The sequence below is a fragment of the Sphingomonas sp. GW821-FHT10C01 genome (genome assembly GCF_059415525.1).
Map to the genome: position 1 here is coordinate 1 of NZ_JBWKNK010000001.1, position 15,982 is coordinate 15,982.

The window sequence follows — 15,982 nt, forward strand, 5'->3', positions numbered from 1 at the left end:
CTGTCGCCGTCGGTCCAGGTCCAGAGGTTGCTGGCGCCATTATAGCTCAGCGTATCGTAGCTGCCCGCGCCGTCGGTTGCGACATAGGCCGAGCCATTCCAGCTATAGAGAGTTTCGGAACCATCGCCGCCGCGCCGCTTGACCGTGCTGCCGGCCGCATTGACCGTTCCGGTGAAACCGAACACGCGCCGGTCCATGCTCTGGCGCCAGTTGTCGCCATTGTCGTCGCTGAAATTGCCCAGGCTGTTGTAGGTGCGGGTAATCCCGACATCCGGTCCGCGCCCCGACAGGAACTCGTCCTGCCGGCTGATCAGCAAATTGCCGTTCGCTGCATTGAGGAAGACGTTGTCGCCGCCGCGCCCCTGCGCCGCCGAGCCCAGCAGCCCGCCACCGCCGATGACGTTCCCCGATCCCCGCTCGAAACCCGTCCCGGCCCCGGTGAAAATGGCAACCATCGGAAACTCCCCCCAACCTCGCCGGACGCAAAATGGGCCGGTCAAAGGGAGATCGGAGGAATCCGGCAGGAGTTTAGGGAAATATTTTACGATGCATCGCCAGCGCCGCGCGCTGGCTGAGCCAGACACTCAGCGCGACGGGGACGATGATCCAGTCGCCTTGATGGCGAGGCCAAATGTCGGGCCTAGCAAGTGTCCCGGCTGATTGTGCTCAAAGCCATATAGCTCCGCTGCGCCTATAGGGAGGGTCCGCTAACCCGACCGCTCGAACCAGAACCAGACAGGCAGGACACGGCCCATCAGCAGCCGATTAAGAGCCAGCTGCGCATCGGCTGACGGAACGACTGCTGATGTGATTGCTTCGCCGAAAGGTGCAAGTCGGCTTACGGCCCAGGTTCCGGCATTCGCCATAAAGACGGCTACGCGACCGCATTTCGGGGATGCCGACTTGGCGGCGATCGGCCTGTTGCTCACGAGCGACGTCGTGCTTGTGACCGGCACCGACAGCGCAGTGCTTTCCGGCCGCAACGCGCAGTTGCTCGCCTGGAAACGCGAATTCGCGGCGTCCGACCGGACGATCTATTTGCGCAGCCCGGAGGCGGTCACCTTGTCGCCGGTCGGACCGGTCGCCTTCGAGCAGGGGGCATGGCAAGGCACTGCGGCGAAGGGCGATTTGCTGGCGAGCGGGATTTATACCGCCAAATGGCGGCTGATCGGCGCAGACTGGCTGATCGAGGCTGAACTGTATCTCACGCTGGCGTGAGATATTGGCGCGCAGCGATGCGCTAGTATCCGCCATGGAGACAGGACTGACGCTTCGAGCTGATCGTCCACAGCAATCAGGGCTGGTACACTGGACAGATACCCGAGAGGCTGGATAGCGCGTCGGCATGCCGATCATTGCCACCATCATGAACTCGACCACCGGTCAGCCGATCCAAAAGATGTCGTTCGGGCGGATGCCCAAACCTTGGGCATCCTTCAACCTGGAGACCGGTGAGTTGGTCAAAGCGGACCGCGTGGATATGGGCAAGCCCGCGCCGGGTAAGGTGGTAGTGCCGGTATCGGTCTGGGTCACGCCGAAGGGATAGTTTCAACAACGGTCATTCAACAAGCACGGCTCAGTGGGATTGCCGTTCCTCCGATAGCGTCAGATCTAGCGAGACGTCGCCAACGACCAAATCGACAGCGGTATAGCTGAGGAGCGCCAGCAAGGGGCTGTCGTGTCCATGGGGGACGGCATTTCGATTGATCGATCGCATCCCTGCGCGTCGTGCCGCTTCATGGCCTGCGAACGTATCCTCGAAGACAATGCAACCTTCCGGCTCGACGCCAAGCCGCTTCGCAGCCAACAGATATCCTTCGGGATCCGGCTTCCCGTTCGCCACCTCGCCCGCCGTGATCAGGGTCTCCGGGATCGGGAGGCCGGCTGCGGCCAGACGACGGGAAGCGAGATTGGGGCCGGCCGAGGTGACCACCGCCCAGCGATCGGCCGGCAGACGGTCGAGCAGGATCTTAGCCCCCTCGATGGCGATGGTGCCGTCGTCCGCCGCGATCTCCAGCGCCTCGATCCGCACAGCCGCGGCGCGGGCAATTTCCTCGGTCGCCGCGAAGCGTCGCGTGGTATCCAGCGTCCGCCGGCCTTGCGAAAATGCCAGGACGGCCTCGGGATCGAGTCCCTGTTCGGCCGACCATGCGCGCCAGATGCGCTCGGATACGGCAGTGGAATCCACTAGCGTGCCGTCCATATCGAACAACAGTGCCTTCGCGGACAAGGTGATGCGATCGACCATCGTTGAAACTCAGCTGGTAGGGGAGGAATTGGCCGTGCCGGCATGGTCGCGCGGCGTCGCGGCTGTGGCGCATATGGGAATGAGCGCCAGCATGACGGTCAGCACCCAGAAGGCGCCGGGCAGACCGATCGCCTGTGCCGCGAAGCCAACCCCCGCCGGGCCCGCCAACACGCCAGCATAGCCAACCGTCGTGACGGCGGCGATGGCGAGGCCCGCGGGCATCACGGTCTGTGCCCCCGCCTGTCGAAACAGCACCGGGACGGTGTTGGAGGCGCCCAGGCCGATCAGCAGGAAGCCGAGCAAGGCCATGGAGGCGAAGGGAGCCGTGAGCAGGACGACATAGCCGGCCATGGCAAGCAGTCCGCCCCAGAACATGGTGCGCCTGTCACCGAGCCGTGCGACTACGGCATCGCCGGTCAACCGCCCGATCGTCATCGCTATGGCGAAAGCGCTGTAGCCGATCCCCGCCTGAGCGGTCGGCAACAGGCCGTTGCCGGTTAGGAGAAGCGCGCCCCAATCGAGCATCGCTCCTTCGGTAAGAAAGGTGATTGCCGCGAGCAGGGCAAGCAGGACAACGATACCGCGCGGCACGACCAGCAGCGGTGCTTCTTCGGCCTGTGGGGTATCGATCAGCCGGGGCGCCGCGAACAGGGTCGCCCCGATCATCAGCGCCGCCGCCGCGATCGTACCCGTTACCGGCGAAACCTGCGCGGAAAGAGCGGCGGTCAGCAGCAACGCGCCGACAAAGCCGCCGACACTGAACAGTCCGTGGAAACCGGACATGAGCGGTTTCGCGCCGCGCTTCTCCACCTCGACCGCATGGACGTTCATGCTGACATCGATCAGGCCGAGAAACCCGCCGAAGAGAAACAGTGCGATCGCCATCGCCGGAACGGTTGGTGCCAGGGCCAGGAAGGGCAACAGAACCGCCTGTCCGATACCGCCGATGACGATGATCGGACGCGCGCCAAGCTTCGAGATGAACGCGCCGGTGAGTTGCATCGTCAGAACCGAACCGGCGCCGAGACACAGGAGGAGGAGCCCCAGCGATCCCTCGTCGATCCCCAGCCGCGCCTTTGCGAGCGGCACGAGCGGCGCCCAGCAGGCAAGGCCGAAACCGGCTACGAAAAATGCGATGCGAGTTGCCAGCCGCGAGCTGGCTTCTTGTTGCGTCACCGAACGTCCAATCCGTCAGAGTTGCCGGTCGGCGCTCGGCGCGGCCCGCAGGATGTTGGCGCCGGCCGAGCGCAGCGTGTCGGCAGCGGCATCCGGCGCATCATGTTCGATGATGATGGGATCGATCGCGTTCAGGTCGACGATCCGGTGCGGTGCGTGCTCACCGATTTTCTCGTTCGCCGCGAGGACTAGGGTGCTTCGGCTTCGGGCGGCCAGCGCGCGCTTGAACGTGGCGTCCGCACCGTCAAGCGCGCTGACACCACCCTCGGCCGACACGGTACATGCCCCGAGAAAACACAAGTCGATGTTCAATCGGGCGATCGCTTCAAGCGCGGTGCCATCGATCGAGCCGCCGATCACGGGGTCGATCGCACCGCCCAACATGTGAATATGAATGTCTCCGCGAGCGACCAGCGCCGCCGCGATTTCGATAGAGCTAGTCGCGACGATCAGGTCGGCGTCCCTGGGAAGCTCTTCTGCGACGATCAGGCCGGTGCTGCCATTGTCCAGGAAGACGAAGCTGCCCGGTTCGACCATCGGCATCGCGGCCCGGGCCAGCGTACGCTTGCGGTCTACATCGGCTCCGAAACGGTGCGATACAGGCGTGGTGCCGGGGCTGAGTGGCAGGGCTCCGCCATAGACGCGCCGGCACAGGCCCGCAGCCGCGAGCGCGCGCAGATCGCGCCGGATCGCGTCTTCGGAGATGTCGAACTCGCTGGCGAGTGCGCCCGCGTTGACGGCCTGGCCCTTGGCGAGACGGGCCGCGATCACGTCTCGGCGCGCATGGGGAATATCGTTGGTCACGCATGGGCGCCTAGCACATGAATTCGTGCGAAATCAAGAATGAATCGTGTATAAACACGCGACAGGACTCCGCGTTCTGTACACTTCGTACGGGAGAGAGCCTGCACTCGGTCCGAACGAGCCGGCGAGGAGGATCGTGCATAAACAGGAAGATTGCGCCATGCCCTAGTCGACGGTTAGCGCCCGACGCAGCGCCGATTTCCAGCTCGTGATGAAGCCGGCCGATACCCGCGCCTGGGGGACCATGGCGTCGAAGCCGTGATAGGCGCCCGGCACCACCGACATCTCGACCGGTACGCCCTCAGCCCTCAATCGCGTTGCAAACTGCACGGATTCCTGTGCGAACAGGTCGAGTGTGCCAACTCCGATCCAAGTGGGCGGAAGCCCGCCCAGATGGGATACCCGGGCGGGCACCGCCTCCGCCGGAGCGCTGTTCATGACCGGCATGCGCCCCAGCACCGAGTGCCAGCCGAATGCGTTCGACCTTGCGTTCCAGATGAAGCGGCCGACATGTGACGGTGGCGTGCTCAGCACGGTACGATCGTCGAGCATCGGGTAGCGCAGCAGCTGAAAGCGGATCGGCAGCTCGCCGCGATCGCGTGCCCTGAGCGAGACGGCGGCGGCCAGTCCGGCACCGGCGCTTTCGCCCATCACGGCGATGCGGCGAGGATCGATGCCGAGTTCTCCGGCCGCGCCATGCAGCCATTCGAGCGCGGCATAGGCATCGTCCAGCCCGGCCGGGAAGGGGTGCTCGGGCGCGAGGCGATAGTCGACCGACACCACGAGCGTGCCCAGCTCTGCCGATAGCTGCTGCAGTTCGACGATTGCGACCTCGGGTTTGCCGACCACCAGGCCGCCGCCATGTATGTGCAGGATCGCCGGCTTGTTCGAACGGGTTGGCGCCGGGTCGAGAACGACCAGTCGCAGTGCCGGATTGCCTTCCCCTCCGTGAATGTACCGATCCACGGGCTGGACTGCGGGAGCGGGCAGCGCGGGCGGAAACTGCGCACGGCGCACGGCGTGAAGATTGTCCATGCCGAGATCGAGCGGCGGAATCTGTTCGAGGATAGGGCGGAGTTCGGGATCGACCAGACTGATCGGATCGGCCGTGACGGGTTCAGCCGCGGCGCTGCCGGGAAGCATGAGGGCGGATACGGACATGGCGGCGAATTCCCTGCGATTGAGGTGCATGCTGATTTCCTTGAGGTGAGAGGGCTATTGTCCGGACTTGCGGGGGAGCAGGAGGAAGCCGGCGAGCGCGCCTGCGAACAGCAGCGCAGCAGCGGTGCTGAAGGCGCCGGCATGGACGTCGAGCGGCGCAGGCGTACCGGTAGTGGCCGCTGCCAGGATCAGGGCGAGGATGGATGCGCCGCCGACCTGTAGCGACGTGTTGACCAGACCCGAGATCATGCCTGCTTCGCTGGCCTTGGCCGATGCGGTGGCGGTTTCGGTCAGGGACACGAAGGAGAGGGCTGCGCCGAACCCGCCAAGTGCGAGCGCGAGGGCAGATGCGGCGAAAAACGGTTCGGGTGCAGCAGGGAGGCGAGACAGGATGAGCGACGCGGCGCCCATCAGGCCAAAGCCGAGCAAGGCCACCAGACGTGGCGTCAGGCGGACCATGACGAGGGGGGCAAGACGCGCGGCGGCGATCGATGCAAGCGCCATCGGCAGGAACAGCAGCCCGGTTTCGAGCGGCTCCAGATTGCGCACCTGCTGGAAATAGAGCGAGCCGAAGAACAGCATTACCAACGGTCCGGCGGAATGGACGAAGATCAGTGCATTCCCGATAGCGATCGGCCGGAGCCTGAACAGGTTGAGGTCGAGCAGAGGCGCCTTGCTGCGGCGTTCGATTGCGATGAAAGCGCCCAATAGACCGGCTGCTACGGCCAGCAGCACGACTGTGTCGCGCGTCGGAGCGGCCAGCTCGGCGATCCCCAGGGTCAGCGCGCCAAAACCGAGAGTCGCGGCCGTCGCGCCGGCCCAATCCATCTGCTGGCCGGCCACTGTCGCGGTTTCCGCACGCCCTCTTGCCCTGATCGTTGCCCACGCCATGGCAAGACCAAGAGGGACGTTGATGAGCAGGGCTGACGACCACCCGAAATAGCTGGTCAGCAGACCGCCTAGCAACGTGCCGGAGGCGATACCGATCGTCGCCGACGACGCGAACAGGCCGAGCGCGCGGATCCGCGCAGGGCCGGCTGGAAAATGCAGGGTGAGTAAGGCCAGCGCGTTGGCGGCAAGCATCGCCGATCCGATGCCCTGCAGCGCTCTCGCCGCAATCAGCATCGCCATCGACTGACTGAGCCCGCCGGCAAGCGAAGAGAGCGCGAAAACGATCGCGCCGGCTGCGAATGCGCGGCGATGGCCGATGCGATCGCCGGCTCTGCCCGCCAGAAGCAACAATCCACCGAAGGTAAGCGCATAGGCATTGAAGACCCATTGCAGGTCGCGCTCGCCGGCTCCGAATGCCTGCGCCAGTGCCGGGCCGGCGACCATCAGTACGACGGCGTCGATGACGACCAGGAACTGTGCCGCGCAAATGATTGCGAGCATCAGTTTTGGGGATTGCGGAGGCAGCTCGGCCGCAGGCGGATTGGAAAGCATCTGGTTCATGCGGAAGAGATAGATTATCTGAAAATGGCCGATAATATTCTCGATCTGGAATGAGTATCTCTATACGTGGATAATCGAACCGCCCCGGTCTCCGAACGCCTGCCGCCGGTTGAAGCCGTCGTCATCTTTACCCGTGTCGCCGAGACCGGCAGTTTCACGGCGGCCGCGCGGGCAATGGGCATTCCGTTGGCAACCGTCAGCAAGCGCGTGGCTGAGTTGGAGGAGTCTCTCGGCATCAGGCTGATCGCGCGAACGACGCGACGATCAGCGCTGACCGAACCCGGCGAGCGCTTCCTCATTCACGGGCGGATGATCGTCGATGCGCTGCAGCGCGCGGCCGACGAGGCTGCGCATGCGGTGGCCGAGCCTTCGGGGCGGCTGAGGCTGACCCTGCCGTCGGTGCTGGTCGAGGCGGGGCTGGGCGCGGTCGTAGCGCGCTTCGCCACCGTCAATCCAAGGCTGCGCTGCGAGATCGATGTGTCCGATCGCTATATCGACCTTGTCGCCGAGGGCTATGATCTCGCCGTTCGCATCGGAGCGCTCAAGGATTCCTCGCTGATCCGTCGCAGGATCGGCAGCACCGAGGCGTCGATCTTTGCCGCGCCATCCCTGATCGCGTCCCATGGCATGCCGTCCAGTCCGTCCGAACTCGCCGGCTACCCGCTGATCGGCGAACAGATCGCGCCGGGCGAAACTCAGATCTGGATGCTCCATGGCGAGTCACCGAAGCCGGTGAAGATCGAGTTCAAGCCGCGCATGTCGGCCAACAGCGCGCGGGCCATCGCGGATGCGATCGGGGCCGGGTTGGGCATCGGGCGCTTGCCGACCTTCGTCGGGCGCCGGATGGTCGCTGAAGGGACTGCGGTCCAGGTGCTGCCCGGCTGGGCTGGGCCGGGCCTGGACATTTCGCTGGTCCATGCCGCCAACCGCGGCATGCTTCCTGGAGTCCGCCTGCTGATCGATACGCTCAGCAGAGAGGCGGACAGGCTATTGTAGCACTATTCGGTTCCTGTCGCCCGGGTTGTTCGCAGACAGCTTTCATAGCTGCCGTCGATCAGGACGTCGCCGGGCGGTAGTTACCGAATGATGAGCTGTCTTCCCCGATACCCTTCATACAGGTCGCATTGGGCTGGATATGGTGGCTCGATTGGCTGGACTAGCTAATGTCGACCAGCCTGAATGGCCGACCACGCCGAGGATCTACACCTCAACAATTTCGTTGATCTGCACGATCGGCGTGATGTCCGTATAGTTTGGGACGTCTGCAACGATCTCCGCAAAATGGGGAGCAAGTGCCTCCCTGAAAGTCTGCAGGTCCGGCGAGTAGACATGGCACGCCGCGACGAATGTCGGCGTGCTTCCCGGCTCGCGACCCGCAAGGCCCTTATCGATCTCGTAGCGCAAGCAGGCCTCGCCGAGCCGTTCCTGGAGCAATGGCATGTGTGTGGCGCGGTAATAGTCATGGTCGAACTTCGAGCCGCCATCGGCGGGATAATAGACGCTCATCTTGATCATGGTCGGGTTCCTGTGTGGGCGTCTCTCCGCCCGGCCAAGGCTGTACGAATGGCAAGTAGCTGCCGCAAGCGGACGGTTACCGCTTGTGACTGGCGAAGTGGGACGACCGTTTACGGCCCAGTCCAGGCCGTCCGTACGATCGAAGTCGTCATGTCCGCTTTCTCAGGTCCGGACTTGGAAACGGTCCGTCGGTAATCGGCCCAATCGCCGCCATTCATCTATTCTTGAGCAGGTTGTCCGCTTTTGGGCCGGTAACCGCCAGTCTGCTCTCAGATGGATGACTGCGAAAAGCGGACGTCACGAATCCTGACGGGGGACGGCTCGAGACGGGCTATCTCCAGACTAGCCGCCTCAGCCGGCTGATCGATGGAAGTGGGTACTTGCCTGCCGTTCGACGCGGCGAACTGACTAGCCGACAGAAGCCAACGACCGCCTTTACGAAAGGCTGTGGACGGTTGAAAAAGGAGGAATGCGGTTCGCTATTGATGGCCCAGATATCCCCGGCGATCTGCTAGATGCGCGGGACGACGGCCAGGTTATATTTTTTTGCGGATCCGGCGTCTCGCTGCACCAAGCAGAGGGACCGACCTTTCCACAACTCGCCGAGCGCGTGATCGCCGAACTGGGCGCGCCGAGCGAAAGCACGGCGTGCCAAGTTCTGGGGATGGCCCAGAACCTACCGGCGATCGACGGCGTCGGAAGCGTCATTGCAACCGACCAGATTTTCGGCCTGCTCGAACGCGACTTCCCCGTGCACGATGTACGACGCGCAGTCGCCAAGGCAGTCAAACCACCTGAAACCGCCATTCTCGATGCGCATCGGTCGCTTCTCGACCTTTCTCGCGGTCCAGACGGTATCACCCGGTTAGTGACAACCAATTTCGACTTGCTGTTCGAGGCCGCCGCATCAACGCCGCTCGAATGTCTCGTCCCTCCTCTGTTTCCCAATCCGTCGAAAGGCACAGGTTTTCGCGGGATCGTGCACCTGCACGGCAAGGTCAACGAGGCGTACGACGATATCGACAGCGAGGAATTTGTTCTCTCATCCGCGGACTTCGGCCGTGCCTATCTTTCAGACGGCTGGGCTACGCGCTTCATGCAATCGCTGATCGAACGGTTTCGTATCGTATTCATCGGTTATTCGGCAGACGATCCACCGCTCAAATACCTGCTTGAGGCTTTGCGTCCAAATTACGCCGGCGATCGATTATACGCCTTCCAAAGCGGCGCTGCGAAAACCGCCTCTGCATTGTGGATGCAGAAGGGTGTCACCGCCATTCCGTTTGACCGCTTTGACCAACTTTGGTCGACGATCACACGCTGGGCGGAGCGCGCTCGTGACCCTGAAACCTGGCACAGTGCGGTCGCTGCGCTTGCGTCTCAGACGCCGGGTTCGCTGAAGCCTTTCGAACGCGGGCAAGTTGCACATCTGGTATCATCGCAGGCAGGTGCTCGGGCGTTTGTCGCTGCGACGCCGACGCCGCCAGCGCAGTGGCTAGGTGTCTTCGACCCGGCGATACGGTACGCCACGCCGCGGGAACGACTGGTCGATCAAAATGGAACAGCGATCGACCCATTCACTCAATTCGGCCTCGACAGCGATCTCCGTCCAGCCCCAAGCAACCCGCAAAACCCAAGAAGCGACCGCGCGTTACCCGAGGGCGCGTGGTCAGCGCTCGAACCGCTGCCCACCGATACGTATCCCAATAATTCTATTCCGCGATCGAGCTTGCGCGGGAGCAGTGCTCACGAACCGCACCAGCTCTCTTCAAGGCAGTTCATTTTGTCGGCTTGGCTCGGCAAGGTTGCTGACCAGCCTTTCTCCTTGTGGTGGGCGGCAGGGCAATATCATGTCCACCCAGCCCTAAGCGAGGCGATCCTGAGGGAATTTGAAACCCCAAACGCCGAAGCGGCGTTGCGCCAATCTTGGCGCGACCTTTTTGACTCGAAGCAAAGAAATAACTTGCGCTACGGGAGGGATGACCTCGCCGCCTATGGCGTCGTGTCTTCGGCAAAGTCGTCCGGAGGCTGGTCCGAATGGTATTTGCAGCGCCTATTCGAAGCGACCGCTCCACGAATGATCGTACGTCGTTCATGGATTGACGTGCCCGTCGATCCGACTGTGCCCGCACACGACGTCATCCAGTGGGAAGTCCACTACCCGACTTTCCCAGAGATCGAGGTAACGGGTAAATGGCTCCGGCCGTATGTCGAGGGTTTGCGGAACAATTTGGCGCTAGCTGTCGCGCTGGAAACGCGACTTCGCGACGTTCCGTATTTCATGCTCCGCCCGTTCGAACGCGCCAATGGTGAGGATGAGGATGCCTTCGGTATCAACCACGCTTCCGATTTCGCGCATCTCCTCGTCGACGCGCTGCGCGATTTGATCGACCACGATCCGCAGGCAGCTTCCTCCGAAGCAAAAATGCTCCCTCCGCCGTCGAGTCCGATCTTCTCACAAGTACGTACTTGGGTAACGGGGCAACCAACCCTGACGACCGCAAAGGAGGCGGGCGCATTTTTTCGCCAGCTCGATGCGGAGCACTTTTGGGATTCTGACCTCGAACGAGATCTACTTGCGGCACTCAAGGCGCGTTGGAACGAAATCACAGATCGCGACCGCGCTGCGATCACAAAACGGTTCCTGAAGGGGCGCCCCGCTTGGACGGGCGTAAATCGTAGCGATTTCCGGCGCTATCGAACAGCTGGCACTCTCAACCGGCTATACTGGCTGCAACGCGAGGGCTTGGCGATGGCGACCGGCATCGACATCTCGGCCGAGATTGCCCGGCTGCGTGGAACACTCACAGATTGGACGCCTGAGGACGCAGAGGCGGAACTCGCGCGCGAGCGGTACCGGTCTGGTTGGGTGCAAATCGATACCGACGCCACAAGCCTCTTGACGCTGCCGCCGTCTGAAGTTCTGCCCGCCATTGCAGCCGGCACGACGCGAGCAGGCCCGTTGATCGAGAGGAAACCGATCAAGGGGCTCATGGAGGCTCGGCCGGTACGGACATTGTCGGCCCTCAAGTTCGCCGAACGGCGAGGCGAAGCGGCGGCGAACGCTTGGTCAGACATCTTGTGGGACGATGCGCGTGCGAACGACACACCGCATGTCCGACTTCTTATCGCTCTTCGTCTGGCGGGCATGCCGGAGTCGCTTCTCGTTCCGAACCTCCAATCCGCCGGGTTCTGGCTGAAGCAGCGCGGCGGCGTACTGTGGCAGAACTACCCAGCTGCTTATCGAAAACTCTGGGATCGGCTCGTGGCTGCCGTCGCGGCACACCCCGGCGCGGCCGGATCGGGCATCATTTCGGATGGTGAGCCCGACTGGGTGACCAGCGCCATCAATTCGGTTGCCGGTAGACTTACCGAACTTCTGTTCGAAGAGCTCGAATGGACGAGCAGTTCGCCGACAACACAGCTCGGATGGCTAGAGCGCGCCGAACGACTGCTCAATCTCCCCGACGATCAACCGACATTCGTTATGCCCGTACTTACTATGCGGCTGGCCTACCTCTATTACAGGGCTCCAGACTGGACTGAAGAGCACGTGTTGTCGAAGCTTGAGGGAGAGCCCGAGGACAGCGTAACGCGAGCGGCTCGCGCCGGCTTCCTCGGTTATGGCACCATCAATTACCAGCTGTTTGCTCGACTGAGACCGCTGCTCCTGAGCCTCTTGGCCCAAGACAGCGCGCCGCCACACGGCTACCGACGGATCGTCGGCATTCTACTGTCAGCTTGGCGCCAGTACGATGACGCCGGCCAGCGACTCCTTGCGAGCGAAGATTTGCGAGCCGCGTTGATGACGGCAAGCGATACCGATCGGGTAATGGCGCTCAATCAGCTACAGCGTTGGCACGAGGATGCTACGGCAGGCCCTCCTGTGCGGGCCCCGCTGGCTGACAAGCTGGCGTTTCTTGAAGAGGTGTGGCCGCGGCAGAGCTTCGTCAGGTCTGGCGGCGCCATGTCGGCTCTAGCGGAGATCGCTCTAACCGGGGGAGAGCACGTCCCGGTCCTCACCGAGGCTATCCTTCCGCTCCTGACAGTTGTTTCCAACGCAGCTCCGCTGGGATTGTGGTGGATGCACTCGCAAGACCAGACCGTCACCGCGCATCCAGAAGAGTATCTGGCCGTCATGTCGGCAATCCTACCAGTGCGTGCAGCGGATTGGCCGTACGGCGTTCAACAACTCGTCGAACGGCTCGCGAGCATCGACGCGCTGAAAGGCGATCCCCGCCTCGTCGAATTACAGCGACGTGTTGCAGCCATCTAGCACGACAATGTCGATCGCACTTAGCCGCCACGACCACGGGGCCGCGCTGCCTATTTGGGATCGCGCGTGGAGTTTCCCACGGATAGCCCCGGCACCGTATCATTCGCCAGAGTGCCGCTGGCCGGTATCGTCCTATTCTCCAGCGGCGGGTGAGCTTCGACCAATGGCGGTGCCGACCCATTCTCCTGGAGCGACACCTCATCTTTGTGTTCGCTCAATACGGGAGGGATCAGGAAGATCGCGAAGGCCATCACAATGACGGCAAGTGCACCCAGAATAGAGGACCACCAAAGCGCCTTCTCCGCTGTACGCGTAGGGCGGGCAACCATTGCCTCATAGTCCGGCTGCGAGAGAAACCTATAGAGTCTGGGCTGCCACTCCTTACGCACTTTCCGCTGGAGCAGGGTAAACATCACCCCCGAAAGAATGGTAATCGCAACATAGGCACCAGCCATCACCATCACGAGTATGATCAGTAACGGGCTTGCATTCGTGGTCATTCGGGCGGCGATCAGCCCGGCGCCCACTGCCAGCGCGCTCGCTACCGCCGTGATGATCTGGCGTGTCGCATCGGATACTTTCGCGGTTTCATCCGTGACGCTCTTGCGCAGCTCTGCCAGCGTCTTGAGGGCATCACTACTCATACCGGCGAGTTGCACTTGGTAGGCGGTCTTCGCGCCTTCCAGCGCCGCACCGAGATGATCGCGCAAAAACTCCGCCGCTTCCTCACCCGTCCCGCCACATCGGGCAAGTTCGGTCGCTAGCAGGATATGGCGCATCTCGGTCTCACGCTCGACCTCAAATACCCAGGCCAATGCGGCCTGCAGATCCTTAGTCCCCGGGAGCCCAAGTACCGTCGCGACGGGCGCACATACTGCAGGATAACGCAATTCAAGCCGCGGCGGCCCTTTGAACCGAAGTGATCCGCGATCCGCATCGTACTCGTCCGGCAGTGACAGAAGTAGCATGCGCGATGCTCGCTCTGCCCAGACCCAGGCTGCCGGATCATCGAGCGACAGGGTATCGACGTCACGCAGGAGCCAGCGCGCCAGGCTGGCCGGCACAGCCCGCTGGCCAGAAAATTCCCGAACGAGCGTTCGTGGGCCGCGCAAGGCGACATCAGGCGCAAGTTCCGTAATCTCATCGCCCCAAGGCGTAAAACAGGTGCCAACCCCGACAATCTCAGTCGTAAGCTGAGCTACCTGCCAGTGCGCACTGAGCGCATCGCGCTCCAACCAGGAGGCGAAACCGACATTGGTCAGCAACCGCAGCACCCCTGCTGGCCCACGTGGTTTTTCGAGATCGACCCTGAACGGCGCAAATGGCTCATCAAGATCTTCAAGCGCCCATTCGGTTCCCGCCCCATCAAAGGCGACCGCACCCCAACCCAAAGCTACGGCAAGCGCCGCGACCTCGCGCGCAACTGCGACCTCGAGATTGGAAATGCTGACAATGGCTTCACCTTCGGAAACAAAGGCGCCACCGGCATCAAGTGCGTCAAGCCGCGCTGCGAGGCTCTCGACGGACAATGCCATCCTCCTCAACATGCCGCGTTGTGATCGTGATCACCTCGCCACCTTCCGCCGTTCGAACGCGATCGACATTCGCGCCGCCTACGCGATCCGGATAGAAGAGAAGAACCCCTTCCGTGGTTCGCACCCGTCGGATCGCTGGACTACGAAGGAGGCTGCGGTTCGGAGCAAACTCAAGACCTTCGAGCTTAGCCGACTTGACCTTGCGCCGAACGCAATTCTGGATCCTTGCGATGATCCGCTCATCCTCGGGATTGCCCGCCGCCGCGAGCACCGCCTCCTCCAGCGCAGCCGGGGTGATACGTTGGCGATTGTTCAAGGCCGCCTTTGCCTCACGGAAGGCCAGCGGGACATCGCAATCGGGCAGGATATCCCTGAGCTCTTTCAATGCATTGCTCACCGCTTCGATCGCTTTCCGGTTCAGCTGCTCATCGTCACGCGTGCGGACCACGTGCAAATAATTTGCGAAATAATCCCCGATTTCCGGCGCTTGCTTCATGCGATCCTTCGCTGCGATCGCTGTTTCCGCCACGCCATCAACGACCCGCACCAGAGCTGACTTCTGGATCGCACGCTTATCGGCCACGAAGGCTTGAACAATGAGTCGCAACAGATTGGCGCCATCGGCCCGCTGTTGCTGCTCGATCACCTGCTGATAATCATATTTGATCAGGCTATAGATGCGAACGTTGGGATTATCGGTCCTCAACTCGAAAATGAAGAACGCGCCATCGCGGCTGCTTCCCGGGTGAAAACGAGAAAATTCGCGCGCAAGTGCCTGACCGCCAGCTTCGAAGCCGTCATCATCGCGTGCCATACGCTCCAGCTGAGCCTTTGTCTGCGAATCCGAATGGAACTCGAACACTGAGGCTACATCCGTGTTACGAATGCGCTCGACGAAGAAGTCAGCATGTTCAACCACCCGCATCGGCTCGGGATTAAACTCTTCGTCCCCGACAACATGCAATATCATATTTTCAATGCGAAGTGCCGCGATCTCGTCGTCGTTGATGAAAGCCAACTCATCCTCCCACCCTATCTGTGCCCACGATTAGTGCGGAGGTTGAAAACAGGCAATTGCCCTCTCGATCTCACATGGAACAAATAAGAAGCTTGTTCAGTCGAATTGGTGGCGACGGCCACAGTGTCTCTTTCGGGGCCGCAGTTTCGCGCGATCAGCGCTGCGCAGCGCTGGGCCGACGAGTTTCCGCAAATCGCCACGACGCTGGTTCATGATGATGATCACCTGCGCCACTTCCAATATCGCCCAGTACACAGGCGATTTCATACTCAATCGAACGCCCGTTGGCCGAAGGTCGTTTGCGCGCGCCATTTCATCAGCTGGTCAATTTCAAAGTTCAGCCTGGTGCCCGAACACGCCAGTCGCAAATCGCTCAGTTCCGTGCTTCCCGGATAGTCACGATATGCCTCGAGCGCAGCCGCAATCTCTTCTCCTCTGGTCGCGGGTCGGTCACTGAGATCAGCGCCTCCGCCGCGGCGCAGCGTGGGGTCGGCATGTGCGGCGACCAAGCCGGCTTCGAGCGCACCACACAATTCGGCAACCTTCTCGGCAAAACGCTCTTTGCTCCAGTGATAGGCATCATCGCGGATAAACAGGTACGGGAGATTGAAGTGCTGCCGTACCGCTTTGGGGAGCATCTTCTCGACACCGATCACGCCACGGACTTTGTCCATGAAATAGTCCACCGTGATGTCGCGCCAAGGTTTGGCCAGGCTCTCCAGATAGGACAGGTTGGCGTCAGTCGGGCCATCTCCAGTGTTCCAATATCGCATCAAAATCCCTCCCCGTGCTTTCGG

Annotated in this window: 14 protein-coding genes; 4 read left to right on the forward strand and 10 right to left on the reverse strand. The window is 62.1% G+C overall.

Annotated features, from left to right (window positions below):
* The coding region (locus AC07M1_RS00005) for a hypothetical protein (protein ID WP_495160523.1) at positions 1-455 on the reverse strand (455 nt) is incomplete at its 3' end.
* 409 nt (positions 456-864) lie between these two features.
* On the opposite strand from AC07M1_RS00005, the gene AC07M1_RS00010 reads away from it, so the two are divergent.
* Both AC07M1_RS00010 and AC07M1_RS00015 read left to right on the forward strand, forming a co-directional pair.
* The gene (locus AC07M1_RS00010; RefSeq protein ID WP_495162782.1) at positions 865-1,218 is read left to right on the forward strand and encodes a nuclear transport factor 2 family protein; all 354 of its coding nucleotides are present in this window, start codon (positions 865-867) and stop codon (positions 1,216-1,218) included.
* 127 nt (positions 1,219-1,345) lie between these two features.
* A complete protein-coding gene (locus AC07M1_RS00015) occupies positions 1,346-1,546 on the forward strand; it encodes a hypothetical protein (RefSeq protein WP_495160524.1) in 201 nt (66 codons plus the stop codon).
* Between the two features lie 30 nt (positions 1,547-1,576).
* On the opposite strand, the gene AC07M1_RS00020 is transcribed toward AC07M1_RS00015, so the two are convergent.
* The 5 genes from AC07M1_RS00020 to AC07M1_RS00040 form a co-directional block, all read right to left on the reverse strand.
* On the reverse strand, positions 1,577-2,248 hold the full coding sequence (locus AC07M1_RS00020) for an HAD-IA family hydrolase (protein WP_495160525.1): 672 nt from the start codon (positions 2,246-2,248) through the stop codon (positions 1,577-1,579).
* Positions 2,249-2,257: 9 nt separating this feature from the next.
* On the reverse strand, positions 2,258-3,424 hold the full coding sequence (locus AC07M1_RS00025) for an MFS transporter (RefSeq protein WP_495160526.1): 1,167 nt from the start codon (positions 3,422-3,424) through the stop codon (positions 2,258-2,260).
* Positions 3,425-3,439: 15 nt separating this feature from the next.
* The gene (locus AC07M1_RS00030) at positions 3,440-4,228 is read right to left on the reverse strand and encodes a DeoR/GlpR family DNA-binding transcription regulator (protein WP_495160527.1); all 789 of its coding nucleotides are present in this window, start codon (positions 4,226-4,228) and stop codon (positions 3,440-3,442) included.
* Between the two features lie 165 nt (positions 4,229-4,393).
* Positions 4,394-5,389 carry an alpha/beta hydrolase gene (locus tag AC07M1_RS00035; RefSeq protein WP_495160528.1) on the reverse strand — a complete coding sequence of 332 codons (996 nt, stop codon included), beginning with the start codon at positions 5,387-5,389 and terminating at the stop codon, positions 4,394-4,396.
* A 54-nt stretch (positions 5,390-5,443) separates the two neighbouring features.
* Complete coding sequence (locus AC07M1_RS00040) at positions 5,444-6,841, reverse strand: MFS transporter (protein WP_495160529.1); 1,398 nt, start codon at positions 6,839-6,841, stop codon at positions 5,444-5,446.
* Between the two features lie 66 nt (positions 6,842-6,907).
* On the opposite strand from AC07M1_RS00040, the gene AC07M1_RS00045 reads away from it, so the two are divergent.
* Positions 6,908-7,837: a LysR family transcriptional regulator gene (locus AC07M1_RS00045; RefSeq protein ID WP_495160530.1), complete on the forward strand. Its 930-nt coding sequence runs from the start codon at positions 6,908-6,910 to the stop codon at positions 7,835-7,837.
* A 204-nt stretch (positions 7,838-8,041) separates the two neighbouring features.
* On the opposite strand, the gene AC07M1_RS00050 is transcribed toward AC07M1_RS00045, so the two are convergent.
* Positions 8,042-8,356: an EthD family reductase gene (locus AC07M1_RS00050; RefSeq protein ID WP_495160531.1), complete on the reverse strand. Its 315-nt coding sequence runs from the start codon at positions 8,354-8,356 to the stop codon at positions 8,042-8,044.
* A gap of 469 nt (positions 8,357-8,825) precedes the next feature.
* Here AC07M1_RS00050 and AC07M1_RS00055 point away from each other — a divergent pair, with 469 nt between their 5' ends.
* Positions 8,826-12,632, forward strand: coding sequence for an SIR2 family protein (locus AC07M1_RS00055; RefSeq protein ID WP_495160532.1), 3,807 nt, complete (start codon positions 8,826-8,828; stop codon positions 12,630-12,632).
* Between the two features lie 50 nt (positions 12,633-12,682).
* On the opposite strand, the gene AC07M1_RS00060 is transcribed toward AC07M1_RS00055, so the two are convergent.
* From AC07M1_RS00060 to AC07M1_RS00070, 3 genes are all read right to left on the reverse strand, one after another.
* Complete coding sequence (locus tag AC07M1_RS00060) at positions 12,683-14,161, reverse strand: hypothetical protein (protein ID WP_495160533.1); 1,479 nt, start codon at positions 14,159-14,161, stop codon at positions 12,683-12,685.
* Complete coding sequence (locus AC07M1_RS00065; RefSeq protein WP_495160534.1) at positions 14,130-15,185, reverse strand: hypothetical protein; 1,056 nt, start codon at positions 15,183-15,185, stop codon at positions 14,130-14,132. Before AC07M1_RS00065 ends, AC07M1_RS00060 begins: the two co-directional genes overlap by 32 nt.
* Before the next feature lie 269 nt (positions 15,186-15,454).
* Positions 15,455-15,958, reverse strand: a complete 504-nt coding sequence (locus AC07M1_RS00070) for a hypothetical protein (RefSeq protein ID WP_495160535.1) — start codon at positions 15,956-15,958, stop codon at positions 15,455-15,457.
* Positions 15,959-15,982: the final 24 nt, after the last annotated feature.